The sequence below is a fragment of the Bacillus infantis NRRL B-14911 genome, from assembly GCF_000473245.1.
In the GTDB taxonomy this organism is placed as follows: Bacteria; Bacillota; Bacilli; order Bacillales; family Cytobacillaceae; genus Bacillus_AB; species Bacillus_AB infantis.
The window spans coordinates 3,198,799-3,224,632 of record NC_022524.1 but is presented as its reverse complement, the minus strand read 5'-3'; the positions used below and the strand labels follow the sequence as shown (position 1 = coordinate 3,224,632).

Genomic DNA, 25,834 nt, shown 5'->3' with positions numbered 1-25,834 from the left:
ATGGATGCTTAAAATGCTTTCGATCCTTGCGCTTTCTTTTTCATTTTCTCCTATCTGGCCGATCGGGCCCAATCCGCTGCCTGGAGACCCTTTCGTCATCATCAATAAACAGACAAATGAGCTTGCGCTTGTTGACGAAAACAGGGTCCAGACGGTCATAAGCGCTGCCACCGGCAAGACGGCTGATTTGACGCCGGAGGGGCTTTTTACTGTCACAGTCAAGGCGAAGGAGCCTTATTACAGAAGAAAAAACATTCCTGGCGGTTCTCCGGAAAATCCTCTCGGAACGAGATGGATCGGCTTTGATGCTGAGGAGACGGACGGGCGGATATATGGGATACACGGGACAAATGAGCCCGGATCCATCGGCAAATATGTCTCCTCCGGCTGTGTCCGCATGCAGAATGAAGCAATCGAGTCCCTGTTCGAACTCATCCCCATCGGGACCAAAGTGCTGGTTGTATCAACCGGCCAAAGCTTTGAAGAGCTGGGTAAAGAGTACGGTGCTATCAGTGAACTAAATACAGTGTGGCCTTATAAGCAGTAAAATACTTAAAATAAGAGCAGCAGGCAAATCTCCAAATAAAAAAGATCGTGCTTAAAAGCGGGCCCAATAGAAACCTTTCTGATCCGCTTCCTAAGACGGCCTTTTTGAATTCGTTGTTGTATTAAAGGATCAGATGCCCTTAAATAGGCCACATAATGCCATAAAAATTTGTAAATCTGTCGATTGGAGTGGAAGGCACGTAGACTCCTGCGTGATTGCAGCGCCGCCCCGCGGAAAGCGAAGTGCCTGGAACGGAAATCAACATTCTCATTACCAAAAGAAATCATGGTAAAGCTCAAATTTCATTGAATCTATCTATAGTTAGAAAGGACCGCCATAAGGCGATCCTTTTTTTCGTTTCTATAAAAACATGGCTGCTCCAACAGCAAGGGTGGATGCGAGCATGGCAAAAATCATTAAATATACGATGATCTTGCGGAATTTTTTATTAGACAAGCAGGAGCCCCTCCTTCTGACATTCTAATCTATTATTACTCTATTCTACTAAGAAAATTCAAAATGAACAACCGCTCAATATTTGAAGGAATTTCGACATTTTTATCGAATATTAAGAGTATTATGCAAGCGGGGGGTTCATAAATGATTAACAAAGTGGATCATATTGGGATCGCTGTCAGCTCGCTTGACAGTGCTCTTCCATTTTATACAGATGTGCTCGGCCTCGAGCTGCTTGGTGTGGAAGATGTCGAATCTGAGCGGGTCAGGGTGGCATTCCTTCTTGCAGGAAATGCAAAGCTTGAGCTGCTCGAACCGCTGGGAGAAGGCAGCCCAATAGCAAAATTCATCGAAAAGCGGGGAGAAGGCATCCACCATATTGCACTGGGTGTGGACTCTATCAATGAAAGAATAGCAGAGATAAAAGAAAAAGGCATCAGAATGATTAATGATGAAGCAAAGAAAGGCGCAGGCGGTGCGAAGGTGGCGTTTATCCATCCAAAGTCATCCGGGAGCGTACTCTATGAATTCTGCGAGAAGAAAGGACTGGAAGAAGCATGACGGACATCTATGAAAAAATCAATGAGCTGTACGACCGGCGCCGGGAGGTGGAACTGGGCGGAGGCGACGAGAGGATAGAGAAGCAGCATGAGAAAGGGAAGCTTACTGCAAGGGAGAGGATCGGCTTGCTGCTGGATGAAGGGACCTTTGTGGAACTGAATCCCTTTATTGAGCACAGATCGACAGACTTTGGCCTTGACAGGGCAAAGGGGCCGGGAGACGGGGTTGTTACAGGTTATGGAAAGGTAAACGGCCGGCCTGTCTACTTATTTTCCCAGGACTTCACCGTATTTGGCGGCGCACTTGGCGAGATGCACGCAAAGAAAATCGCAAATGTTATGGATCTTGCTGCCAAAAACGGCGCTCCCTTCATCGGGCTGAACGATTCAGGAGGGGCAAGGATCCAGGAAGGGGTTGTGTCGCTTGACGGCTATGGCCACATTTTCTACCGCAACAGCATCTATTCCGGCGTGATTCCGCAGCTTTCTGTCATTATGGGCCCGTGTGCAGGCGGGGCCGTTTATTCGCCAGCTATAACAGACTTTGTCTTTATGGTCGAAAAAACGAGCCAAATGTTCATTACCGGCCCGAAAGTGATTGAGACCGTCACAGGCGAAAAGATTTCTTCAGAAGACCTTGGCGGCGCAGAGGTACATAATTCAATAAGCGGCAATGCCCACTTCATGGGCGGAACAGAAGAGGAAGTCCTCCAGCAGGTAAGAAGGCTTCTCAGCTACCTTCCCCAGAACAGCGGGGAAAAGCCGCCGCGGCTTTCAGCAGATGAAGAGGACGATTACCGGCCTGATCTGACTGACTGCATCCCATTTGACAGCCTGAGGCCTTATGATGTCCGCAAAGTAGTGGAACAGATTGTGGATGAAGGATCGTTCATGGAGGTTCAGCAGGATTTTGCCAGGAATATTGTTGTCGGGCTGGCGAGGATCAAAGGCGAATCAGTCGGTCTTGTCTGCAATCAGCCCAAGGTAATGGCAGGCGGGCTTGATATTGATTCTTCCGATAAGGCTTCAAGATTTATCCGCTTCTGCGATTCCTTCAACATTCCGCTCATTACCTTTGAAGATGTAACCGGTTTCTTCCCGGGCATCAAGCAGGAGCACGGAGGGATCATCAGGCATGGGGCCAAGATCCTTTATGCCTATTCGGAGGCGACTGTTCCGAAGCTGACCGTGATCCTCCGGAAAGCCTATGGCGGCGCCTATGTTGCCCTCAACAGCAAATCCATCGGCGCTGACCTTGTGTTTGCCTGGCCCAATGCTGAAATTGCGGTCATGGGCCCTCAAGGAGCAGCCAATATCATTTTTGCGCGCGAAATCCAGGGCAGCAGCAACCCCGAAGCAGTCAGGGAACAGAAAATCGAAGAATACCGCGAAAAGTTCGCCAATCCTTATGTGGCTGCCAGCCGCGGCATGGTGGATGATGTCATTGATCCACGGGATACGAGAATTAAACTCATTCAGGCACTTGAGATGCTCCGGAATAAAAAGGAGTCGCGGCCGGCCAAAAAGCATGGGAATATCCCCTTATAAATGCTGTTGATTGGAAGGGAATACTCCCTTCCTTTTTTCTTATGGCACCAGTCTGCAGTCCTCTCCCCAGGCAGGCTCTCCGGTTGCTGTTGAATGATGTGAGCGGTATACTAGGTTAGTACGCATACATATTGGAGGTTTTAACATTATGATCAATCAGGAGCGTTTACTAAATGAATTCCTGGAGCTTGTCCAGGTGGATTCCGAAACAAAGCATGAAGCAGAAATCGCCAAAGTCCTGAAAAAGAAATTCACTGATCTTGGAGTCGATGTTTTTGAGGACGATACGACTGCTGAAACAGGCCATGGTGCCGGAAATCTGATTTGCACGCTTGAAGGCACAAAAGAGGGCGTTGATACTATTTATTTTACCTCGCATATGGATACTGTTGTTCCCGGGAAGGGCATCAAGCCATCAATTAAGGACGGCTATGTGGTGACTGACGGAACTACCATCCTTGGTGCAGACGATAAAGCAGGCCTTGCAGTTATGCTTGAGGTCGTCAGGGTTCTTAAAGAGCAGAATATAGAGCATGGTACCATCCAGTTCATCATCACAGCCGGCGAAGAATCAGGGCTGGTCGGAGCGAAGGCGCTTGACCGTTCCCTTGTAAAGGCCAAGTTTGGCTATGCGCTCGACAGCGACGGCAAGGTTGGGAATATTATTGTAGCAGCTCCGACACAGGCCAAGGTGAAAGCTGTCATCCAAGGCAAAACTGCTCATGCCGGTGTGGCACCTGAGAAAGGCGTTTCTGCCATCACCATCGCAGCAAAAGCAGTGGCCCGCATGCCGCTTGGACGCATTGATGAGGAAACGACTGCCAATATCGGCAGATTTGAAGGCGGTCAGCAGACAAATATCGTTTGCGACCGTGTCGACATCCTGGCAGAAGCCCGTTCCCTTATTGGCGAAAAGATGGAAGCGCAGGCAGCCAAGATGAAGGAAGCATTTGAAAGCGCAGCAGAAGAAATGGGCGGCAAAGCCGATGTTGAAATCCAGGTTATGTACCCAGGCTTCAAATATGGAGAAGGGGATCATGTGGTGGAAGTAGCAAAGAAAGCTGCAGCCAAAATCGGCCGCAGCAGTGAGCTTCTCCATAGCGGCGGAGGCAGTGACGCGAATGTGATTGCCGGCTTCGGCATCCCGACAGTCAACCTGGCTGTAGGCTATGAGGAAATCCATACAACCAATGAACGCATGCCGGTTGAAGAGCTGAACAAGCTTGGAGAAATGGTTGTAGCAATCATCAATGAAGTATCCGGCAACGAATAATGATCAGCGGGAGGGCCAGCGGCTCCTCCCGTTTTTTCTTCTTAACAGAAGGTACATTTTACATAGTTAATTCCCGGATCAGTAAAAAATATGGTATATTTGTAATAGATATGCATAGCCGCCAGGGACTTTTAGCGGACGGAGGGACAAAAGCAATGGATGAAAATAAAAAAATGATTGTGTTTCAGGTAGGCAAAGAGGAATATGCGATCCCGATTGAATATGTCATTTCAATCGAAAAGGCTGAGGATATCACACCGATACCTCATCTCCCTGCATATGTGAAGGGAATTTCAAAGGTAAGGGGAGAATTGATTCCTGTCATTGATTTTGAGCATATTCTCTATGACCGCAGCCAGGCAGATTCTGATGCAGCCAGAATGATTGTGCTGCAGACAGAAGAGCTTTCCCTTGGGGCTTCGGTAGCAGAGGCTAAGGAAATTATTGATATGCCAAAGGAAGCTGTCAAAGAACTTGGACTTGCTGCTTATCAGAAAACCACCTACTTCAGCGGAGTTGCAGCCTTAGGAAGCCGGCTTATCACAATCATCGATCCTCTCAGGCTCGTACAAGCGCTTGAAGGCATCCGCGAAATCAAAGAGTTTATGAAAGATAGGAAAGAAGAGGCTGTCTAACTTTTTTATCAAAGTAAGTATATATCTTTTGCGACTTTGATTACTGTCTAGCAGCTGCGCCTGATGTCCCCTCGTTCCTTAAGGATGGCCAGGGCGCTTGCGCATTTTAGAAGGGCCTGCTGCTGCAGGCTCTTTTGCTTTCTTAGCCTTGGATGCGGAATTTTGATAAAATATAGCTATCATTAAGTCAGGGAAGTGCAGAGGCATGAGAGAATTATATCCAAAGAACGGGCGGGTCATTTTGCACGTTGATATGAACAGCTTCTACGCTTCAGTCGAAATGGCCTATAATCCTGAGCTGAAAGGGAAGCCGCTGGCGATTGCCGGAAATGCAGAAGAGCGAAGGGGAATAATCGTCACATGCAGCTATGAAGCAAGAAAGTTCGGCGTCAGGACAACAATGCCCTTATGGGAGGCCAAAAAGCTGTGCCCGCAGCTGATCGTAATGACACCGAATTTTGAACGGTACCGCGCTGCCTCTATGGGAATGTTCAATATACTCGGCCAATATTCCGGGCTTGTTGAGCCTGTCTCCATCGATGAAGGGTATGTCGATATTACAGATAGCTATGAGTATGGAGCGCCGCTTGAAATTGCCGGGAGCATCCAGAAGCAGATACTTGATCAGCTTGATCTGCCCTGCAGCATAGGGGTGGCCCCCAATAAATTTCTTGCTAAAATGGCTTCAGATATGAAGAAACCGATGGGCATCACCGTGCTGCGGAAACGCGATATAGGAAATATCCTTTGGCCGATGCCTGTGGAGGTAATGCATGGAGTCGGCAAAAAGACAGCCGAGAAGCTTCGCACCCTCCAGATTGAGACGATTGGCAGCCTCGCCGAAGCTAATGATCTTCAGCTGAAAGGGTTGCTTGGCATCAACGGGCCGCGACTGAAAGAGAGGGCGAACGGGATCGACCGCAGGCCCGTAGACCCGGAGTCTGCAGCTGAATTTAAGAGTGTGGGCAATTCTACTACGCTCCCAAGGGATGTGTCCAATCAGCAGGAGCTCTTTAAGGTGCTTGATATGCTGTCGGAAAAGGTAGCTGTCCGCCTGAAAAAAAAGAAGGTATATGCGTCAGCCCTGGGCATCACCATCCGCTATAAAGACAGAAAGACAATTACAAGGAGCAGGAAGCTGGATAACCCTGTCAGCTTAAAGGAAGATCTGGCTGCTTTCAGCCGGAAGCTGTTCATTAGGCACTGGAATGGAGATCCCGTCCGCCTCCTCGGGGTTACGGCTCAGGAACTCGTGGAGCAGGACCAGGCTGTCCGCCAGCTTGATTTATTTTCTTATGAGAAAGAGGCCAGGAAAGAGCCGCTTTTCAAAACCCTGGCCGATCTGCGGACCAAATTCGGGGATAAAATCATCGACCTTGCCGGAGCTGGGGGCGATGAGGCGGACAAACCTGTAATTGGGACAGATACCAGCTTCAATAAGGATTTCCTCCACGGTGCGGGAAAACGCCAAATCCAGCATCCGGCTCAAAAAAATCATGAATAATGTTTATAAAAGGAATGGAACGTCAAACTAAGAAGGGAAAGCCCAAGTTTGATTAGTTGCATTCCTTTTGCCGTTTTGAGACATTATTATTGGCAGCAGCCTTTCGATGGCGTGGCTTGCCGGGTGTAGATACCAGCTTCAGAAGCAGAAAGGGAGAATGATATGACTAAACAGGAAATAGGAGTTATCGGCCTTGCCGTTATGGGAAAAAACCTTGCCTGGAACATTGAAAGCAGGGGGTATGCTGTTTCTGTCTACAATAGATCTTCTGAAAAAACGGAAGAAATGCTTAAAGAATCCGAAGGGAAGAATATTACCGGAACTTACTCGATTGAAGAGTTTGTCAATTCCCTTGAAAAGCCGCGGAAAATTATGCTGATGGTCAAAGCGGGCGGCCCAACGGACGCAACGATTGAGCAGCTTAAGCCTCATCTTGAAAAGGGTGATATCCTGATAGATGGCGGAAATACTTTTTTCGCTGATACACAGCGGAGGAATAAAGAGCTGAGCGAGCTTGGCATCCATTTTATCGGAACCGGGGTGTCCGGGGGAGAAGAGGGCGCACTGAAAGGGCCGTCCATCATGCCTGGCGGGCAAAAGGAAGCCTATGACCTTGTCGCACCAATCTTTAAGGATATTTCTGCAAAAGTGAATGGCGAGCCTTGTACAACGTACATAGGTCCGGATGGGGCAGGACATTATGTCAAAATGGTCCATAATGGGATCGAATATGGAGACATGCAGCTGATCTCCGAATCTTATTTCCTTCTTAAAAATGTACTCGGCTTGTCGGCAGAAGAGCTGCACACCGTCTTTGCAGACTGGAATAAGGGCGAACTCGACAGCTATCTGATTGAAATCACAGCAGATATTTTTACTAAAAAGGATGAGGAAACAGGCAAGCCGCTCGTGGATGTGATCCTCGATACAGCCGGCCAAAAGGGTACAGGGAAATGGACAAGCCAAAGTGCCCTTGATTTAGGTGTCCCGCTTCCGATTATCACTGAGTCCGTCTTTGCACGCTTCCTTTCGGCCATGAAAGAGGAGCGCGTCCACGCGAGCAGGCTTTTGAAAGGACCTGAAGCGAAGAGCTTTCAAGGAAACAGGGAAGCATTCATTGAGTCTGTCCGCAAAGCTTTATATATGAGCAAAATCTGTTCCTATGCACAGGGGTTTGCCCAGATGCGGGCTGCATCGGATGAATACAGCTGGGATTTGAAATACGGGGATATCGCCATGATTTTCCGCGGAGGCTGCATCATCCGCGCCCAGTTCCTGCAGAAAATCAAAGAAGCTTATGACAGGGAACCGGGTCTTAAAAATCTTCTGCTTGATCCATATTTCAAGGAAATCGCCGAAAGCTACCAGGCAGCCCTGCGGGAAATCATCAGCTCTGCTGTACAGAACGGAATACCGGTTCCATGCTTCTCAGCCGCGCTTTCTTATTATGACAGCTACCGGACGGAAACCCTCCCGGCCAATCTGCTTCAGGCACAGCGCGATTATTTCGGGGCCCATACGTATCAGCGTACGGACAAAGAAGGCACGTTCCATACGAACTGGATTTAATACATGCATTCAAAAAGCCGCCAATCGAGGCGGCTTTTTGAATGATAAAAATCCCTCCGGGTAGCCGAAGGGATTTTTTGTATTAGCAATTATCCACGTCTAAGTCTGCCACAGGCCACCAGGAGAATCCTTCTTTTGCAAGCAGCTGATCTGCTTCTTCAGGTCCCATTGTCCCGGCTTCATAGTTAGGGAAGTTTTTCGCTTTATGGTTTTCCCATACTTCGGAAATTTTATCCACGAAGCTCCAGGATAATGCCACTTCGTCCCAGTGGGTAAAGTTTGTGGCATCGCCTCTCATGCAGTCATACAGCAGCTTCTCATAGGCTTCCGGCGTGTTTATGCCGCTGCCGCTTTTATTCGAGAAGTTCAGCTTGACTTGATTCGCTTCAAGCTGGTTTCCTGACTTTTTGGCATTAAGGTGAAGCGTGATCCCTTCATCAGGCTGGATGTGGATGATCAGCAGATTCGGATTGACTGTCTGCCCTGTTTCATAGTACAGGTTCATCGGAATATCCTTGAATTGGATGACGATCTTCGTTGACTTGACGGCCATCCTCTTTCCTGTCCTGATATAGATTGGGACGCCGGCCCAGCGGAAGTTGTCGATAGTCAATCTTCCGGCCACAAAAGTTTCGGTATTGGACTCGCTGTCAACCATTGGTTCTTCACGGTATCCCGGCACTTGTTCGCCGTCAAGCATGCCTTTGCCATACTGTCCCCGCACAAAGTGTTCGTGAACCATATCGCCCTCAAGCGGACGCATCGCACGGAGGACCTTTACTTTCTCTGAGCGGATCTCATCGGTCGTCAAACGGATCGGCGGCTCCATCGCAAGCAGTGCCACCATTTGCAGCATATGATTCTGAACCATATCTCTTAAGGCCCCGCTCTTTTCGTAATAGCGGCCGCGTTCTTCTACCCCAAGGACCTCGCTTGATGTCACCTGGATATTGGAAATATGGCGGTTGTTCCAGAGCGGCTCAAACAGTGCATTGGCAAAACGGATTACCTCAATATTCTGGACCATTTGTTTACCAAGGTAGTGATCAATACGGTAAATTTCATCTTCGGAAAAAGCATGCCTGATCTGGCTGTTCAGTTCTTTTGCAGACTCGAGGTCATGGCCGAACGGCTTTTCTATGACAAGGCGCTTGAATCCATTGGTTTCGGTCAGGCCATCCTGCTTCAAATGAACCGCAATGGTGCCGAAGAATTCCGGTGCCATGGCCAGATAGAAAATACGGTTGCCTTCGAGGCCATAGGTATTATCAAGATCTTCAGCCATTGACTTTAAAGCTAGATATGAGCTTGAATCTGTCACATCATGTGAGTGATAGTAAAAATGGGATGCAAACTCATCCAGCCTGGTGCTGTCCTTTATCGCAGACTGAACGGAATTTTTTACATTTTCCTGAAATTCCTCGTTGGAAAGCGGTCTTCTTGCAACTCCGACGACAGCAAAACGCTCTGAAAGATTTCCCTTTTCAAAAAGCCTGTAGAGGGAAGGGAACAGTTTACGATTGGCAAGGTCGCCGGTAGCTCCGAAAATCATGATTAATCCTGTTGGTTTTTCGTTCTGTTTCACGGTACATAAACCTCTCTTCAACAAAATTTCAATATATGTAAGTTCTTATGCTGTAGGCCTGCAGCGGGATTTATCTTTAAAAAAGCTCTTTTTATGCCGGCACGCTCACTGGATCGGGTCCAACCCGGATGAAGCCCCTGACACAAACAAAGGCTATAAAAAGTCTTCCATTAAAAGAACACCCATACAAGTATAAAATTTTATAGCTTATCCAATGAAATCGCAAATAATATGCGCCTTTCTCCTGCGAAAGCGCTGCCTTTGGCTGCTGCCTGATTAGTTTCCGCAATAGGGCGGGAAACTATCCGTTTTTTATGGGGATGAAGTCGGGGAGGACCTTTCTGCCGGCATTTATGATATAGTGTTGATTATAAAAACTCGATTTAACGGCAAGTGAACATATTTACCAGGTAAAGGGGGGGGCATGGGTGGATTTATTATTTTTAGGAACGGGGGCAGGAATACCGGCAAAGCTTAGAAATGTTACCTCAATGGCATTGAAGCTTCTGGAAGAGCGGGGCACAGTCTGGCTGTTTGACTGCGGCGAGGCTACCCAGCATCAAATCCTGCATACATCACTGAAGCCCAGGAGGATCGAAAAGATTTTTATAACCCATATGCATGGCGACCACATATACGGGCTTCCCGGACTTCTCTCAAGCCGCTCCTTCCAGGGAGGCGAGACAGAGGTGGAGGTTTATGGGCCAAAGGGGCTGAAGGATTATATTGAAATCAGCCTTTCGGTGAGCGGGACCTGCTTAAAATATCCGCTGAAGATCATTGAGGCAATAGAGGGCGTTATTTTCGAAGATGAAGATTTTAAAGTGGAGGCAAAGCTTCTTGACCATGGAATCCCTTCTCTTGGCTACAGGATCATGGAAAAAGACAAACCGGGCACTCTCCAGGCTGATAAGCTGAAGGAAGCGGGAGTCATGCCGGGTCCGATTTACAGGGATATCAAAAATGGGATTCCTGCTGTGCTGGCGGACGGCACTGTTTTGAATCCGGCAGATTTTCTCGGTCCGGATATTAAAGGGAGGGTCATCACGATCCTTGGTGATACAAGGATGTGCGCAACCGCCCTAGAACTTGCCAGAGATGCTGATCTGCTTGTCCATGAAGCGACCTTCCAGGCGGGCGAAGAAACCATGGCACGCGACTATTACCATTCTACAACCGTTCAGGCTGCGGAAATAGCCAAACAGGCTAACGCAAAGAAATTATGCCTCACACATATCAGTGCACGCTACGAAAGAGCAGACTGGGCAATGCTCACCGATGAAGCGCGCACAGTGTTTCCAGATGCCGATATAGCAGAGGATTTTAAGGAATTCCATATCCCGGTGAATAAGTAAGGGGGCGAAAGCTTGAAGACACTATATATCGTTCGCCATGCCAAAGCCGAAGGCCAGCCGTTTGAATCCCGGCTGACTGGAGAGGGAAGAAAGCAGGCGGTGAAGCTTGCCGGTTTTTTTGAGGATAAGCCTGTTGATTTTATCTATTCCAGCCCTTTCATCAGGGCCCTGGAGACGGTCAGGCCTCTTGCTGAGTCTAAAGGGCTTGATGTTTCTGCTGACCCGCGGCTAGGGGAAAGGATTTTGAGTTCTCTCTATTTTGATGACTGGCAGACTAAGCTTATGCAGAGCTTTGATGATTTCGGACTGCGCTTTGAAGACGGAGAAACCCAGGAAGAGGGGATGGCAAGGGCTGCATCCGTCTTGAAAGAAGCCCTCCAGCGCCCGGAGGAGCATATCTTGCTTGCCAGCCATGGAAATCTGAGCACGCTCCTGCTCAGATATTTCGACGAACAGAGCGGCTTTGATGTGCTGATGAAAATGTCCAATCCTGATGTTTTCAGGATTGCCATCAGTGGTGAGGGACATGTTCTGGAGCGGATTTGGAAGGAAGAATGAAAGAAGAGCGTGCAGCCTTATGTGGCTGCACGCTCTTTTTGTATCTCGAGGAGGGCAAGCGCCCTCCGCTTTTCTTATTGTCCCGCTCCATCGGCTAGAGCCTCGAGTCATAAGCCACTTTGGAACCGAAGGTAAAGAACACCTTCAATTCCAAAGCGTCTTATGCTTGAGGCCCACAGGATGTGGGTCATGCAGACGTTGCCACAGGACGTGGCGTTTTTAGTCTGCGTTCCTTAGTTGAACAGTCGCCTCCGCTTTTCTTAGTGTCCAGCTCCGGGCGCTAGCCCCTCGAGTCATAAGCCAATCAGGCCAGAAGGTTAAAGAACAACCTTCCGCCCTGCTCGTCTTATGCTAGTCGGGGCTGGGCAAGCGCCCTCCGCTTTTCTTACCACCCTCTATCATATTGTTTCGGGGGTTCGATTTCGGTGCCGAGCTGTTTGGCTGCGGTTTTTGGGAAGTATGGATCGCGGAGCAGCTCACGTGCGATGAAGATAAGGTCTGCTCTGTCGTTTTGCAGGATCTCTTCAGCCTGCAGTCCGGATGTAATCAGGCCGACGGCGCCTGTCGGGATGTCTGCCTCATTCTTGATGGTTTCAGCGAATTTGACCTGGTAGCCTGGATAAGCGTGAATGCGGGCCGGCACCAGTGCTCCGGAGCTTACATCGATCAGGTCGATGCCCTGCTCTTTCATCCAGCGCCCGAACGTGACATAATCCTCAACATCAAGTCCGTTTTCGTTATAATCGCTCGCTGATACCCTTACAAAGAGAGGTCCGTCCCAAACAGACTGGATGCTGTCGATGACTTCCCTCAGGAAGCGGTAGCGGTTTTCTGCGATCCCGCCGTATTCATCCTCCCGCAGATTGGAAAGCGGGGATAGAAACTCATTGATCAGATAGCCGTGGGCAGCATGGATTTCTATAACCTCGAAGCCTGCTTTTTTAGCACGGACAGCGCCTTCCTTAAAGGCTTCGATCGTTTCTTTAATCTCTTCTTTTGTCATCTCTTTAGGCTTTTTCATTTTTTCATTGAAAGCCACGGCAGATGGAGCAATGATTTCGCCCTCAATAACCGCTTTTCTGCCTGCATGCGCAAGCTGGATGCCGGCACGGGTGCCATGCTCCTTCATCATGCCTGTCAGCTGCTGCAGCCCCTCGATATGATCATCGCTCCAGATCCCCAGATCCTGTGGTGAAATGCGGCCCTGCGCAGTTACAGCGGTCGCTTCCACAATGATCAGGCCAACCTGTCCAACAGCTCTGCTTGTATAATGGGTCAAATGCCAGTTTTCTACTTTTCCATCTTCATTATGGCTGGAATACATGCACATCGGCGCCATGACGATGCGGTTTTTTAGTGTGACGTCTTTCACTGTGTATGAAGAAAATAACTTTGTGTCCATAATTGCCTCCTTCTTATTTCGTGCAGCTAAACACTTTTAGTATAGCAGGGGGCAGAAGGGAAGGAAAAAGAAAGCGCTCGCGCTTATTTATTTTTTCGGCGCAGCTCCTTCAGGCTGTATTTTGTACCCCGCCAGACGATGCCTCCCCTCTTAAACGTCAAGAAACTTGCGCGCATGATGCTGTAGATGAAAAGAAGCGCCGTTAACGGAAAAACGAGAAAAAGGGCGGAGGAAAAGGGGGTCATGCGGTTTGAAATCATCGTATAAAGGCCCCCCAGCAGAATGATGTTTGCCGCACTTAGCCCCATGACAAGCCGATCCGGCGAAAAAACGGCAAAGAAGGGAACCACCTGGGAAATGAAAGTGCCGGCAATGGCCAAAAGCACCATGCTGATTCGGTAATGGAGGCCGGCGAATGTATTTTTCTCAAGGCCCCTGAATGCTTCTCCCAGGCTTGTATACCATTCGACTTCAAGCAGCTCCAGCGCTGCAGCGATTTTCTGCCTGTACCCGAGCCTCTTCATCAGCATACCGAGCATCAGGTCATCATCCGGCCTCATCCGGATGGATTCATGTGTGCCGGCATCTTCGTAAGCTTTTTTGGAAATAAGGTTGAATGCGCCGATCCCGATCCCCGTTTTTGATTGTGGCCGGTTGGCCTGCCAGGGGCGTTTATAATAGGAAAAACCGAAAAGGAAAAAGCCGATGAACGCTTTGAGCCAGAAGCTGTGTGCTTTCAAAGCCGGGGCAGCTGTAAGATGATCGAGGCCCTGGCGCCTGAAATAAGAAAGTGCCCTGCCGATGGCATCTTTCCGGAACATTACGTCGGCATCAGTAAAGAGGATTATATCTCCCTTTGCCATTCCTGCTCCTCTGCACAGGGCATGGTTTTTCCCGAGCCAGCCATCAGGCAGGTCATGGATATGAAGAACCCTGATTCTTGCATCTTCCTGGGCCAGCCTTTCCATGATCTCCCCCGTGCCATCCTCTGACCGGTCATTCACAAGGATCCATTCGAGGTGTGTGTAATTTTGTGAAAGCTGAGTGCGGATGCTCTCTTCGATCACGGCTGCTTCATTTCGTGCTGCTGTGACAATTGACAGAAGGGGGCCGGAAGCCAGCTCTTCTTCCTCTTCAAGCTGGTCAAGCCTCCGCAGTCCCAAAAAAGCATCAGCTATGGCGCATATCCAGATGATCATGCAGAGTGCCAGAAGAATGGCCAGCATTTTTTTCACTCCCTCCCTGTATTTGGCTCCATTTTAAGGAAAGGGGAGGAGATGTTCAACTTTGGCTATTCTTCTGCCGCAGCTCTTCCGTAATCGCTTTGCCAAGGCGTCCTGACTGCAGGGCCGCCTCTTTGATGCATAACATGAAAGCTTCCTGGACGCCATGGCTGTCGAGCACACGGATACCGGCCTCTGTTGTGCCTCCCGGGCTGGTGACATTCCTCCGCAGCTCTTCTGGCTCTTTATCAGATCGGGCTAGCATGGCCGCTGCGCCTGCCAGTGTCTGGATGATGAGCTCCTTTGCTACAGGCTGATCGAGGCCGGCCTCGGCTGCACTTTTCTCCATTGCTTCCGCCAAATAATAGATATAGGCAGGGCCGCTCCCCGACAGGCCTGTCACTGCGTCCAGCTGTTCCTCCTCCACAAACACCGCCGTCCCGACAGTCTCGAAAATTTCCCTGGCGAGTGCAGCCTGTTCCTGGGTGGCTTTAAGATTTGCCGCCAGGGCTGTGGCCGATTTGCAGACAGCTGCAGATGTATTAGGCATAGCCCTTATGATGGCAGGCTTGAGGCGGGAAAGTCTTTCAATGCTCTCCATCGGCACGCCTGCAAGGACAGAAATAATCAGCATACTTTCATTCAGATAAGGAACAAGGCGCTCCATCGCTTCTGCCGCATCCTTTGGCTTCATGGCCAGGATGACTGCTTCCGCTCCGGACATCACCTCCACCATGCTGTGGGTGGCGTGTACGCCATAAGTGCCTGCCATTCTTTCAAGCCGTTCCTCATTGCTTTTATTGGTCACATAAATACGCTCAGCTTTCACAAGCCCATTTTCTATCATTCCTGCAATCAGGGCTTCCGCCATGGATCCTGCCCCGATGACCGCCAGTTTTTTCATAGTGATCAAATCCTTTCTGTTTTTGGTCCGTTAAAAATAAAAAGCCCTCCGTCCGGTAAAGGACGAAAGGCTTTGCTTCCGTGGTACCACCTTCATTCACCAGGCCTGCCATTGTTCAGGTCTGATGCAGCTTAGCGCCCGTTAACGCCGGGACGGGACGTCAGGTTTTCCTGACAGCTCATAAGGTAGGTTCAATGTTCAAGCGGGCGGTGAAGCCTTTCAGCCGGCGGGCTTCACTCTCTTTCGCCATTTCCCATTTACTGGCCCTATTCAACGCTTCGTTCTTTATAAAAAAGATGTTTTTGTGATTATGCAAGAAAAGGAGCGGACCTGTCAATAGGCTTTCATCAGGATTTTTTTAACCACTCAAGAAAAGTTATGTGAAAATAATGACAATTACCTCGAATAAAGTTAAACTTACAGTATATACTGTCTGCCAATTTTCCAAAGTATACATAGATTCTGTGTTTTTTCCGGCAGCAGCCCTGTTTATTTTCCGCTGAAATGATGGTGCTGCTGGAGAAGCCAGTGTTTTTATATCCATTACTTTATTTAAATATAATTTCAAGGAGTTAAGAAAAATGGCTGAATGGAAGAATGATATCGCGAAGTTAGTCATCCCCACCCCTTTTCCGGTTGGAGATGTGAATGTTTACCTGATTAAAGGCGACAGGCTGACTTTGGTGGACGCCGGCCCCAAAACAGAAGAAGCATGGGAAGCACTGAACCATCAGCTGAAGGAGCTGAAGCTGAAGCCGCAGGATATTGAACAGGTGATCCTCACCCATCACCACCCCGACCATGCCGGCCTGCTTGATTATTTTTCCCCTGAACTCGAGGTTTACGGACATTCTGCAAATGAACGCTGGCTGAACAGGACAGAGGCCTTTTTTGATATGCATGACCGTTTTTACATGGGGCTTTTCCGCGAATTTGGCATTCCGGATGCTTATTTGCCGTTCATTGCCCTGATGAAGAAAACGCTTAGATTTTCCTGCAGCCGCTCTCTTACCGGCTCGATCTGCGAAGGCGATGAACCGCCAGGCCTGCCGGGCTGGAGTGTGGTGGAAACTCCGGGGCATGCACAAAGCCATATAGGCCTGTACCGCGAAAAGGATGGCACTTACATCGGGGGAGACCATCTGCTTGCCAGTATTTCTCCAAATCCTCTCCTCGAGCCTCCGCTTTCTGGAGAAACAGAACGTCCAAGGCCGATGCTTCAATATAATGAGTCACTGAAAAAGCTGCTGGAGATTCCTATCAGCCTTGTTTATTCGGGCCATGGACCTGAAGTGAGCGAAGTTCCCCCGCTGATTGAAAAGAGGCTCGGCCGCCAGCATGACCGGGCAATGCAGGTTAAAGGATGGCTTGAGGAAGGGCCGCTTACTGCCTTCCAAGTATGCCAGAGGCTGTTTCCGGCCGTTTATGAACGGGAATTCACCCTGACTCTCTCGGAGACAGTAGCCCAGCTTGACTATTTGGAGTCGTTAGGAGAAATTGTTATTAAGGAGGAAGACGGCGCCTTCTTTTATACAATTGCTGAATGAGGTGGTTTTTTGCTGTCAGGACGTCTTAGAGAAAAGAATATTGTCATCACCGGGGCATCAGGAGGCATCGGAGCGGAAATGGCTGCCCTTTGCGCGGAAAGAGGAGCGAGGCTGTGGCTTTTGGCGCGGAATCAGGAAAAGCTGGAGGAGATTGCCGGTGCACTTGGAACCCGCTATGGTGCTGAAGTAAATACAGACCGGCTGGATGTTTCGGATACAGATGCGGTCCAGGCCGTTTTCGCCCGGATCCTGGGTGAGTGGGGACATGTCGATGTGCTTGTGAACAATGCCGGCTTCGGGGTATTCCGGGAAGCGCATGAAGCGCCGATCGAGGAAATAAAAGGGATGTTCGATGTTAATGTCATCGGGCTGATGGCCGCAACGAGCATGGTCCTGCCTTCTATGAGAAGCAGGAATAGCGGGCACATCATTAACATCGCATCCCAGGCAGGAAAGATCGCTACGCCAAAATCGAGCGTATATTCTGCCACGAAGCACGCTGTTTTGGGCTATTCGAACAGCCTCCGGATGGAGCTTGCTGATCTCGGGGTGCATGTGACGACTGTCAACCCGGGCCCGATTGCCACTAATTTCTTTAATATTGCAGATGAAAAAGGGACCTATGTGAAAAATGTCCAGCGTTTTATGCTGCAGCCGCGCTATGTGGCAGAAAAAGTGGTGGACAGCATGCTGACGGGCCGGAGGGAAATCAATCTCCCGCGCTGGATGAATGCCGGAAGCACCATTTATGCCCTTTTCCCGCGCCTTTTTGAAAAGGCCGGCCGGCGGGCATTCAATAAAAAATGAGTGCGGTTTTTTTTGGAGGGAATTGTAATAGTGCCTTCAGTTTTGCAGAGTTGCTAATAAAACCGGAAAGTTGCTAATAAACGGGAAAATTTGCTAATAAACTGAAAAGCTTGCTAATAAAATAAAAAAGTTGCTAATAAACTGAAAAACTTGCTAATAAAGTCAAAAATCCGCCTTTCGCCAACAAACAGGGCCCTCCAGCAGAGGGTCCTGTTTGTTTTTCATTCTTGCTGTTCTTAAAAGTAAGGAGACCCGGTGACAAATCCATATACCGCATCTTCGACTATTTCGTGCAAATCCGCTTCTGCATCTTCATTTTTCTTCTCCTCAATACGCCTGTAAAGTTCTTCAAATTCCCTGCTGCCAGGCTTGATCAAGCTGCCGTCAAAGCCGTACTGGCCAAGGCAGCCGGCCGCCATTTTGTATATCAATTTTCTGTCCATCGAGATTCCTCCCTCCTGCCATTATAGCCAATCTTTCCCCCAATGGAAGCCCGGGCCGTCAGGCTGCGAAACAATGGAAAAACAGCTTATCTGCTGGCAGGCAAACCGGAATCAAGAAATTCGTCGTAAAATTTCCATTGAATGCGAACGCATATTCGCTTAATATAGTGGGTATAATGAATTAGAACAGATGTTCTTTTTGGATATCTGAATCTGTAAGCTAATTGGGCCTAAGAGGAATGCAGCCAAGCGCCAAGGGAGAGAAAAGAAATGATCGATTACAGCACGATGCCGAACAACCAAATTTTATGTGTGGATATGAAAAGCTTTTATGCAAGCTGTTCCGCTGTGATGGAGGGCCTCGACCCGCTTGAATGCTATCTTGCTGTAGTAGGTGATAAAAAACGGAAAGGAAGCATTGTCCTCGCCGCCTCCCCGCGGATGAAAAAAGAATTTGGCGTCAAGACCGGAACCCGCTATTTTGAAATCCCGAAAGATCCCCGCATTATCGTGGTAGAACCGAAAATGGCCACCTATCTGAGAATTTCCACCGAGATTACACGTGTATTCCACCGCTATGTCCCGAAGGAAAGCATCCATACTTACAGTGTGGATGAAAGCTTCATCAAAGTTGACGGAGCTGCAAAGCTTTGGGGAGGCGCTTATACCATTGCCGAGAAAATCAAGGATGATATTGAAAGGGAGTTCCAGCTGCCCTGTGCCATCGGCATCGGCCCTAATATGCTGCTCTCCAAGCTGTGCCTTGATCTTGAGGCGAAGCAGAAGGGGATTGCTGAATGGACATACGATGATGTCAAGGAGAAGCTCTGGAAGGTTTCGCCCCTGAGGGACATGTGGGGGATCGGAAGAAGGGTGGAGAAGACCCTGAACGGGATGGGCATTTTCACTGTAGGGCAGCTGGCCCGCTATGATCTGGAAGCATTGGAAAAGAAATTCGGCATCATGGGGAACCAGCTTTACCACCATGCCTGGGGCGTTGATCTTTCCGACATCGGCGCGCCGATCATGGAGGGGCAGATCAGTTTTGGGAAAAGCCAGATCCTGCTGCGCGATTATAAGGATGAAGGGGAAATCAAGCAGGTGATCCTTGAAATGTGCGAAGAGCTGGCAAGGAGGGCCAGAAACCACCGCAAGGCGGGAAGGACAGTCAGCTTTGGCGTGGGATACAGCCAGGATGAATTTGGAGGCGGCTTCTACCGGTCGCGCACCATCGATCAGCCGACCAATGTCACCATGGATATTTACCGGGTCTGCCTGGAACTTTTTCAGGAAAATTACTCTGGGAAGACGGTCAGGAAAATTTCAATGGCCCTTGGCAATATTGTGGATGACCATGAATTCCAGCTCAGCCTTTTTGACCTGAACAGCTGGAAAAGCAGGGAGCTCGGATACACCGTCGACAGCATCCGCCGCCGTTTCGGATCCGGTGCGCTGCTGCGGGCGATATCATATACTGCGGCAGGGACAGCCAAACATCGGGCTACACTGGTCGGGGGCCATAAAATGTAAGGAGGCAGAGATATGATCCGGGACAGGGGAAGGATAAAATGGACGTCGATGATGCTCCCAGAGCATGTAAAGCTGCTCCGGGACTGGGCGAAAGAGGACACCTATGAAAAGCCGAAAGAACTGGATGAGCAGCAGCTTGAACAGATGAATGAGACACTTGCTGAAGCGATGGAGTTCGGCCAGGCGGTTGCCATCACCCACTTCCGCACTCACCGTCATGAACTCGTAATCGGAAACATCCACTATTGGGATGAAATCGGCCAAAAGCTTCATGTCATAGACCATTTTGGCGAGGTCCACCGCATCCCGCTGAACACGGTTGCCGATGTCAGGGCCGCCGGGGAATAGCGGCAGGAAAAGAGAATGGATTTGCGCAGGGGGAGCACCTTAAAGGCAGGAGGTGTTTCTTATGCCAAGAGGCAAAGAGCTTGAGCAGCTGCCCATGTCCAATATTGCTCCGGGAGCAGGGGCGGATAAAGGAAGGTTTAACCGCCATTCGCTCAGCGGAATGGAGCGGAAAGACCAGCCCCGTCCGGAAGATGCCGGGAAAAGCCAGCCTTGATCCGGCAGAGCTGTCACCTGCCGGGTTATTCCCATACCGGCGGGCCGGCTTGTCCAGCAGGGCGGAAGTGCTGAGCACATGAAAAGGTGGAATGCCTGCTTTATGCTAGAATGGGATTATGAAACGAAAGCAGGTGATTTTCCCATGAAAATTGCAGTCACTAGAACAGCACAGGAAAAACTCAAAGAAAAAACAGCCGGAAAAGAAGGCTATTTAAAATTAAAATATGATACAGAAGGCTGCGGCTGTGTTGTCAGCGGCGTAAGCGCCTTATGGCTGGTGGATGGAGTGGATTCCGGCGACAGGGAAATCAGCACCGAAGCCGGCAGCATCTATATAGAAAAATCAAAAGAAGTCTTTTTCGATGAAAGCATGACAATCGATTATTCCGATCAAGCCAATTGTTTTCAGCTGAAAAGCCCGAATCAATACTTGAATCCGAGAATGAGCTTCATTAATAAGATTTCCTGAGGCAGGCCGCAATGCGGTCTGTTTTTTTGTAGTTGAAGAATTTATAAATTGGAAGACTTGTGGATAATTTTCAATTCTTGATCCACGTCCAGCAGCAGCGCCGAAGTCATAAGCCGAACCTCCCAAAAAGGCAAAGAACGCCTTTCCGGGAGGTTCGTCTTGAGGCCCCCAGGAAGCTGGTCATGCAGATGTTGCCACAGGACGTGGCGTTCTTAGTCTGCGTTCCTTAAGGTGATCAAGGCGCTTGCGCTTTTGTTCCGGCTCAAAACTCAAAATGGAATTTTTTATCAATTCAGGTTTCAAAAAAGCCGAATAAGGCTAGAGAACCATAGCGCACCTTGGCGCATGTTACAGGCTGTTCCTTCATTTAATGATAAAAGAGATGCTAAAGGGGGCGGGAGAATGAAGAAAAAGGCAGGCTTATGGATCATGCTGGCGGCCATCTTCCTTGCAGCATGCCAGCCTAAAACCTTCGAGGAAGCGATGAGTACAGAAGTGCCTTTCAATGTCCAGAAGGTGATACATAAAGAAAAGGTGAAGGGCGGCACGGTTGTGTTGTATCTGACAGAGCAGGAGCGGGAAGCGGACAATGGGGCGGAAAAGGTGCAGGCAGTTGCCGCCGCCTATCTGCAGGAAAGCAAGAAGGCCGGCTGGAAGAACGCGGGCCATAACCATTGGGAATATAAGCAGAACGATCATATGACGGTCTATCCGGAAACCTTCTATCAGTATGACACAGAAGGCAATCTGAAGCATAAAGTGCCGATTGTGTTTGGGCGGATCCTGAACAATGACATAACAGCAGTGGAAGCGGGAAAGAAGGATTCATTCCAGCCGGCGAAGCTGATAGAGACGGAAGAGGGGCGCTTTTATTTTGCGGCCGGTGAGTTCGAACTCGTGAGGGGCCTGTCTGCCGAGGGGAAGGCCGTCAGCCAGCAGAAAAACAGATAGTGACGGCGGCTGTTATGCTGCGGGAGCATAAAGGGAGGAGGCTTTCAAAAAGCCTCCTCCCTATCTGTTTAAGAACCGGCGGCCATCGGCCCCTTTTTAAAAATATAGTCTTCAAGAAATTCGTCGATGGCTTTCTCATAGTCATTGCGGTTTTCATTCAAGGACTGGGCATGGACCCCGTTCATGGCAAGAAACAGTTTTTTCGGGCCGGGCTTGCGCAGGAAAAGGGCCTCTGTCATGGTGGGCAGGATAAAATCATCCTTCGTGCTGTGGATGAACAGCACCGGCTTTTTGATCTGGTCGATGACAGCGATGGGGGATACTTCGTTCAGAGAATATTTTTCCCTTAGGCGCAGGAAAATGTCTGCCACCGGAAGAACCAGCTGTGGCGGCAGCTTCATTTCTGTTTTCAGCCGGTAAGAAAGCTGCTCCCTGAAATCCGAGAACGGACAGTCGGCTATATAAAAATCGGCTCCATCCTCCAGCATTCCGGCATACAGCAGCATGGTGGCCGCTCCCATCGATTCGCCGTGGATCCCCAGGAGCAGGTCATCGCCTTTCTCTTTTTTCAGCCACTGGACAACGGCCTGAAGGTCGAATTTTTCATAGTGCCCATAACTCGTCGTCTTGCCGCCGGATTCTCCATGCCGGCGGTGGTCATAGATGAGGGCGTTGAATCCGCGGTTGAGGAACAGATTCATATACTTAATGCTGTTTGTTTTATTTTCTGTCACTCCGTGGCAGATGATAATATATTTGTTCGAAGAGTGCGGCTCTGCGAGAACCGCCTTCAGGGAGTAACCAAAAGGGGATGGGATCAAAACCTCCTTTTTTGCAAGGCTGCTGAAGGAAAGAGGATCTACCCTTCCGGCTTCAGTTTCCCTGTTGAGGATAAAGCTGTCATCCTTTTTCTTCATATACATGATCCGATTGGTAAAATACACACCGATCGAGGTTAAAAAGACAAGGAGTGAAAAAAGGTAACGGAATGCCTTTCTCAAGACGATCCCTCCAAAATAAGGTTTTTCTTTATTTTACCATTAGCAGATGCTCTTCGAAATGAAAACGGACGGAAAATCATCGTTTTCTTCCTAAAGAAAAATTCTGCTCTGTGAACGAAAAACAGCCGCGGCAATCGCGGCTGCTGAACGGCTATTGCGGAGAATTCTGGCCCCTTGCCGGGTGAATGGCTTTTTCCAGCTCTTCAGCCGCAATCGTATGATTGACAGTATCGCTTGCAGGCTTGCCTTTCTGGCTGTTCCCTTTGTCCCGCTTCTGGCTCATGCTAATTCCTCCTTTGATTTAGCATTAATTCTTAAAGTGCTCACAAAGGCGGAAGTTATGCAGATAAAACAGATTATGAACCTGCTCGTTCCCTGGATGCCTCTCCCAAATACAGCTGGTAAATCGCGCTTTCAATCGGCCGGCTGAGATGGGGCTGTACAATATCAATGGCATCCATAAGGAGGTCCAAATTGATGCCAGTGCTGATTCCCATCCGTTCAAGCATATTCACAACATCCTCGGTTGCCGCATTACCTGCCGCACCTGGAGCGAACGGACAGCCGCCAAGGCCGCCTGCAGAGCTGTCGAAGCGGTCGATCCCTGCCTGGAGAGCGGCAAAGATATTCGTCAAAGCCATTTTCCTTGTGTCATGGAAATGCGCTGTCAGCAAAACATCCGGAAATTCGTGCTTCAGCCTGCTGAACAGGGAGTATGCCTCATGCGGGGCAGCCATGCCGATCGTATCGGCAACACTCAGCTCATCTGCCCCGGCGAGAGTAAATTGGCGGCAAAGCTCCACAGTCCTGTCTTCCTCTATTTTGCCTTCATAAGGGCAGTAGAAGCTGGTCGAGATGCAGGCGCGCACAAAGTAGCCTTTTTCCTTCAATTCCCTGACCAGCGGCAGGATTTCCTCCATGCTTTCTGCTGTTGTTTTGTTGATATTTTTTTTGTTGAAGCTGTCGCTTACCCCAACGAAGACAGCAATCGCGCGGCAGCCGGTCATATAGGCGCGTTCAATGCCCTTCCTGTTGGGGGCAAGGACAAAATCGCGCACACCTGATCCAATAGAGCTGGCGGCAATTTCAGCTGCATCCGCCATTTGCGGCACCCATTTAGGTGAGACGAAGGAGGTAAGCTCCATCTCGGCAAAGCCGGCTTTTTTCAGCGCGGATATGAATTCCTTTTTAACAGGGGTTGGAATGAACGTTTTTTCATTTTGGAGCCCGTCGCGCGGGCCTACTTCTATGATGGTCGCTTTCTTTGGCAGGCAGAGGGTCATGATTTCACTCCTGACAACATATTTTTATTTGTAGATTGCAAGATTAATGAAAGGGCTTTCTTATATTGTAGGAGAAAAGAAAAATAAAAAGCAAGAATAATAGAAATTTTGACAAAATAAAAGGAATTTCTCATTTTTGGCTCGAACTAATACATATTGCAGTTAGAAAGGGTGAATAGCTTGAAGCAGACAGACATCGTAATAGCGAGTGCTGTAAGGACGGCGATCGGGAGCTTTAACGGGAGCCTGAAGGGAGTTTCAGCTCCGGCGCTTGGGGCCGCTGCCATAAAGGGTGCATTGGAAAAGGCAGGGCTTGAGGCAGAACAGGTGGATGAAGTTATCATGGGAAACGTGCTGCAGGCGGGGCTGGGCCAGAATCCGGCAAGGCAGGCAGCTATTTTGGCGGGGATTCCTGAAAGCGTTTCCTCTATGACGATCAATAAAGTCTGCGGCTCCGGCTTGAAGGCAGTGCATCTTGCCTATCAGGCGATTATGGCAGGGGATGCAGAAGTCGTCGTTGCGGGCGGCATGGAAAATATGAGCCAGGCCCCTTACCTGCTAAAAGGCGCCCGCGATGGGTTTAAGATGGGCGATCAGAAGCTGGTGGACAGCATGGTCTCTGACGGGCTGTGGTGTGCATTCAATGACTACCATATGGGCATGACAGCGGAAAAACTCTGCTTGCAGTATGGCCTCAGCAGGGAAGAGCAGGACACATTTGCAGCATGGAGCCAGGAAAAAGCGCAGAAAGCACAAGAGGCCGGGCGTTTCAAGGATGAAATTGTGCCTGTCGAAATTCCTCAGCGCAAAGGGGATCCGGTCATCTTTGACAGCGACGAATATTTGAAAAAAGGGACGACAGCCGAAAAGCTTGCCGGCTTGAGGCCGGCCTTCAAAAAGGATGGCTCAGTTACTGCCGGCAATGCATCGGGCATTAATGACGGTGCAGCCGCCCTTGTTGTGATGAGCAGGGCAAAGGCGGAAGAGCTCGGGGTCCAGCCGATTGCTGTCATCAGAGCGAACGCAAGTGCCGGCGTAGATCCGAGCATCATGGGAATCGGACCGGTGCCGGCGGTCAAGAAGGTGCTGGAGAAGGCAGGAGTTTCAATGGAAGAACTGGATTTGATCGAGGCAAATGAGGCTTTTGCCGCTCAATCGCTTGCAGTAGGAAAAGAGCTCGGCTTCAACAATGAAATATTGAACGTAAACGGCGGGGCAATTGCGCTTGGCCACCCGATTGGCGCCAGCGGTGCAAGGGTCCTTGTTACGCTCCTGCATGAAATGAAAAAGCGGAATGCAGAGAAAGGGCTGGCAGCACTATGCATTGGCGGCGGCCAGGGAGTAGCGACAGTGGTTGAGCTTGCCTAGTCCCGTCTGCACTGAGGGGAAGAACAGCAAAAAAAGAAAAAAATGAGAGGAGAGAAACGATGAAAACAATACATACATCCTTCCAGGAAGCAGTTGCCGGCATCCAGGACGGAGCGGTACTGATGGTGGGCGGCTTCGGACTTTGCGGCATTCCTGAGAATCTAATACTTGCCCTCGTGGAAAAAGGGGTGAAGGATCTGACCGTTATCTCCAACAACTGCGGAGTGGACGATTGGGGTCTTGGCCTTCTGTTAAAAAACAAGCAGATCAAAAAAATGGTCGGATCTTATGTAGGTGAGAATAAGGAATTTGAGCGCCAGGTACTATCAGGTGAAATTGAAGTCGAACTGCTGCCGCAGGGAACGCTTGCTGAGAAAATCCGCGCCGGCGGAGCCGGCATTCCGGCATTTTATACACCTGCCGGAGTAGGAACCCCGATTGCCGAAGGAAAGGAGACCAGGGTTTTCAACGGAAAGGAATATTTGCTTGAAGAGGCGCTTGCCGCAGACTTCAGCCTTGTCCGGGCCTGGAAAGGGGATCGTATGGGAAATCTCGTATACCGGAAAACGGCGAGGAATTTCAATCCAATGATCGCAGCCGCAGGAAAAACAACCATAGCGGAAGTGGAGAACCTTGTAGAGACTGGCGGGCTTGAGCCGGAAAACATCCACACGCCGAGCATTTATGTGCAAAGCCTTATTAAAGGCAGCCAGGAAAAACGGATTGAGCGGCTGACTGTCAAATCATAATTA

General features: G+C 49.4%; 27 protein-coding genes. 18 read left to right on the top strand and 9 right to left on the bottom strand.

The genetic code is table 11. The annotated features are described in order from the left end of the window. Positions 1 to 4: 4 nt before the first annotated feature. Positions 5 to 547, top strand: a complete 543-nt coding sequence (locus N288_RS16365; protein WP_009794991.1) for a L,D-transpeptidase — start codon at positions 5 to 7, stop codon at positions 545 to 547. A 360-nt stretch (positions 548 to 907) separates the two neighbouring features. Here N288_RS16365 and prli42 read toward each other — a convergent pair whose 3' ends face one another. After that, on the bottom strand, positions 908 to 1,003 hold the full coding sequence (gene prli42, locus N288_RS25215) for a stressosome-associated protein Prli42 (protein WP_022544171.1): 96 nt from the start codon (positions 1,001 to 1,003) through the stop codon (positions 908 to 910). A 144-nt stretch (positions 1,004 to 1,147) separates the two neighbouring features. On the opposite strand from prli42, the gene mce reads away from it, so the two are divergent. The 6 genes from mce (at position 1,148) to gndA (ending at position 8,092) form a co-directional block, all read left to right on the top strand. Then, the gene (mce, locus tag N288_RS16360; protein WP_022544170.1) at positions 1,148 to 1,564 is read left to right on the top strand and encodes a methylmalonyl-CoA epimerase; all 417 of its coding nucleotides are present in this window, start codon (positions 1,148 to 1,150) and stop codon (positions 1,562 to 1,564) included. Then, positions 1,561 to 3,111, top strand: a complete 1,551-nt coding sequence (locus N288_RS16355) for an acyl-CoA carboxylase subunit beta (protein WP_009794711.1) — start codon at positions 1,561 to 1,563, stop codon at positions 3,109 to 3,111. Before mce ends, N288_RS16355 begins: the two co-directional genes overlap by 4 nt. A gap of 148 nt (positions 3,112 to 3,259) precedes the next feature. Then, entirely contained in the window at positions 3,260 to 4,384 is a 1,125-nt protein-coding gene (locus N288_RS16350) for a M20/M25/M40 family metallo-hydrolase (protein WP_009794712.1), read from the top strand. 155 nt (positions 4,385 to 4,539) lie between these two features. After that, the gene (locus tag N288_RS16345) at positions 4,540 to 5,019 is read left to right on the top strand and encodes a chemotaxis protein CheW (protein WP_035403057.1); all 480 of its coding nucleotides are present in this window, start codon (positions 4,540 to 4,542) and stop codon (positions 5,017 to 5,019) included. A 205-nt stretch (positions 5,020 to 5,224) separates the two neighbouring features. Beyond that, positions 5,225 to 6,523 carry a DNA polymerase IV gene (locus N288_RS16340; protein WP_009794715.1) on the top strand — a complete coding sequence of 433 codons (1,299 nt, stop codon included), beginning with the start codon at positions 5,225 to 5,227 and terminating at the stop codon, positions 6,521 to 6,523. A 162-nt stretch (positions 6,524 to 6,685) separates the two neighbouring features. Then, positions 6,686 to 8,092 carry an NADP-dependent phosphogluconate dehydrogenase gene (gene gndA, locus N288_RS16335; protein WP_009794716.1) on the top strand — a complete coding sequence of 469 codons (1,407 nt, stop codon included), beginning with the start codon at positions 6,686 to 6,688 and terminating at the stop codon, positions 8,090 to 8,092. Positions 8,093 to 8,174: 82 nt separating this feature from the next. Here the strand turns inward: gndA and zwf are convergent, their stop codons facing one another. Next, positions 8,175 to 9,677 (bottom strand): glucose-6-phosphate dehydrogenase, encoded by a 1,503-nt coding sequence (zwf, locus tag N288_RS16330; RefSeq protein WP_041825238.1) that lies wholly within the window; start codon positions 9,675 to 9,677, stop codon positions 8,175 to 8,177. 428 nt (positions 9,678 to 10,105) lie between these two features. Between zwf and rnz the strand changes: the two genes are divergently transcribed. Both rnz and N288_RS16320 read left to right on the top strand, forming a co-directional pair. Next, entirely contained in the window at positions 10,106 to 11,032 is a 927-nt protein-coding gene (gene rnz, locus N288_RS16325; RefSeq protein ID WP_009794718.1) for a ribonuclease Z, read from the top strand. Positions 11,033 to 11,044: 12 nt separating this feature from the next. Then, a complete protein-coding gene (locus N288_RS16320; protein WP_009794719.1) occupies positions 11,045 to 11,590 on the top strand; it encodes a histidine phosphatase family protein in 546 nt (181 codons plus the stop codon). Positions 11,591 to 11,975: 385 nt separating this feature from the next. Here the strand turns inward: N288_RS16320 and namA are convergent, their stop codons facing one another. The 3 genes from namA to proC form a co-directional block, all read right to left on the bottom strand. Continuing rightward, the gene (gene namA, locus N288_RS16315; protein WP_009794721.1) at positions 11,976 to 12,992 is read right to left on the bottom strand and encodes an NADPH dehydrogenase NamA; all 1,017 of its coding nucleotides are present in this window, start codon (positions 12,990 to 12,992) and stop codon (positions 11,976 to 11,978) included. A gap of 83 nt (positions 12,993 to 13,075) precedes the next feature. Then, a complete protein-coding gene (locus N288_RS16310) occupies positions 13,076 to 14,218 on the bottom strand; it encodes a glycosyltransferase family 2 protein (RefSeq protein ID WP_022544169.1) in 1,143 nt (380 codons plus the stop codon). A 55-nt stretch (positions 14,219 to 14,273) separates the two neighbouring features. Then, positions 14,274 to 15,119: a pyrroline-5-carboxylate reductase gene (gene proC, locus N288_RS16305; RefSeq protein ID WP_009794723.1), complete on the bottom strand. Its 846-nt coding sequence runs from the start codon at positions 15,117 to 15,119 to the stop codon at positions 14,274 to 14,276. 581 nt (positions 15,120 to 15,700) lie between these two features. Here proC and N288_RS16300 point away from each other — a divergent pair. Together N288_RS16300 and N288_RS16295 are read left to right on the top strand one after the other, a co-directional pair. Further along, positions 15,701 to 16,666 (top strand): MBL fold metallo-hydrolase, encoded by a 966-nt coding sequence (locus N288_RS16300; protein WP_009794726.1) that lies wholly within the window; start codon positions 15,701 to 15,703, stop codon positions 16,664 to 16,666. Between the two features lie 12 nt (positions 16,667 to 16,678). Beyond that, positions 16,679 to 17,473, top strand: a complete 795-nt coding sequence (locus N288_RS16295; protein WP_035403059.1) for an SDR family NAD(P)-dependent oxidoreductase — start codon at positions 16,679 to 16,681, stop codon at positions 17,471 to 17,473. Positions 17,474 to 17,709: 236 nt separating this feature from the next. Here N288_RS16295 and N288_RS16290 read toward each other — a convergent pair whose 3' ends face one another. Continuing rightward, a complete protein-coding gene (locus tag N288_RS16290) occupies positions 17,710 to 17,916 on the bottom strand; it encodes a YqzH family protein (RefSeq protein ID WP_009794728.1) in 207 nt (68 codons plus the stop codon). Positions 17,917 to 18,186: 270 nt separating this feature from the next. Here N288_RS16290 and N288_RS16285 point away from each other — a divergent pair, with 270 nt between their 5' ends. The 5 genes from N288_RS16285 (at position 18,187) to N288_RS16265 (ending at position 21,430) form a co-directional block, all read left to right on the top strand. Further along, positions 18,187 to 19,446 carry a Y-family DNA polymerase gene (locus N288_RS16285; protein ID WP_009794730.1) on the top strand — a complete coding sequence of 420 codons (1,260 nt, stop codon included), beginning with the start codon at positions 18,187 to 18,189 and terminating at the stop codon, positions 19,444 to 19,446. A gap of 12 nt (positions 19,447 to 19,458) precedes the next feature. Continuing rightward, entirely contained in the window at positions 19,459 to 19,794 is a 336-nt protein-coding gene (locus N288_RS16280; RefSeq protein WP_009794731.1) for a YolD-like family protein, read from the top strand. Positions 19,795 to 19,855: 61 nt separating this feature from the next. Beyond that, a complete protein-coding gene (locus N288_RS25415; protein ID WP_009794732.1) occupies positions 19,856 to 20,008 on the top strand; it encodes a hypothetical protein in 153 nt (50 codons plus the stop codon). Positions 20,009 to 20,152: 144 nt separating this feature from the next. After that, on the top strand, positions 20,153 to 20,479 hold the full coding sequence (locus N288_RS16270) for an iron-sulfur cluster biosynthesis family protein (protein ID WP_035403064.1): 327 nt from the start codon (positions 20,153 to 20,155) through the stop codon (positions 20,477 to 20,479). A 402-nt stretch (positions 20,480 to 20,881) separates the two neighbouring features. Beyond that, the gene (locus tag N288_RS16265; RefSeq protein WP_022544167.1) at positions 20,882 to 21,430 is read left to right on the top strand and encodes a hypothetical protein; all 549 of its coding nucleotides are present in this window, start codon (positions 20,882 to 20,884) and stop codon (positions 21,428 to 21,430) included. Between the two features lie 68 nt (positions 21,431 to 21,498). On the opposite strand, the gene N288_RS16260 is transcribed toward N288_RS16265, so the two are convergent. The 3 genes from N288_RS16260 to N288_RS16255 form a co-directional block, all read right to left on the bottom strand. Beyond that, entirely contained in the window at positions 21,499 to 22,431 is a 933-nt protein-coding gene (locus N288_RS16260) for an alpha/beta hydrolase (protein ID WP_009794736.1), read from the bottom strand. 151 nt (positions 22,432 to 22,582) lie between these two features. Further along, the gene (locus N288_RS25720) at positions 22,583 to 22,714 is read right to left on the bottom strand and encodes a hypothetical protein (protein WP_009794737.1); all 132 of its coding nucleotides are present in this window, start codon (positions 22,712 to 22,714) and stop codon (positions 22,583 to 22,585) included. A gap of 73 nt (positions 22,715 to 22,787) precedes the next feature. Further along, complete coding sequence (locus N288_RS16255; RefSeq protein WP_009794738.1) at positions 22,788 to 23,714, bottom strand: hydroxymethylglutaryl-CoA lyase; 927 nt, start codon at positions 23,712 to 23,714, stop codon at positions 22,788 to 22,790. Between the two features lie 180 nt (positions 23,715 to 23,894). On the opposite strand from N288_RS16255, the gene N288_RS16250 reads away from it, so the two are divergent. Both N288_RS16250 and N288_RS16245 read left to right on the top strand, forming a co-directional pair. Then, entirely contained in the window at positions 23,895 to 25,082 is a 1,188-nt protein-coding gene (locus N288_RS16250) for an acetyl-CoA C-acetyltransferase (RefSeq protein ID WP_009794739.1), read from the top strand. Between the two features lie 59 nt (positions 25,083 to 25,141). Continuing rightward, entirely contained in the window at positions 25,142 to 25,831 is a 690-nt protein-coding gene (locus N288_RS16245) for a CoA transferase subunit A (protein WP_009794740.1), read from the top strand. The last annotated feature ends 3 nt before the right edge of the window (positions 25,832 to 25,834 follow it).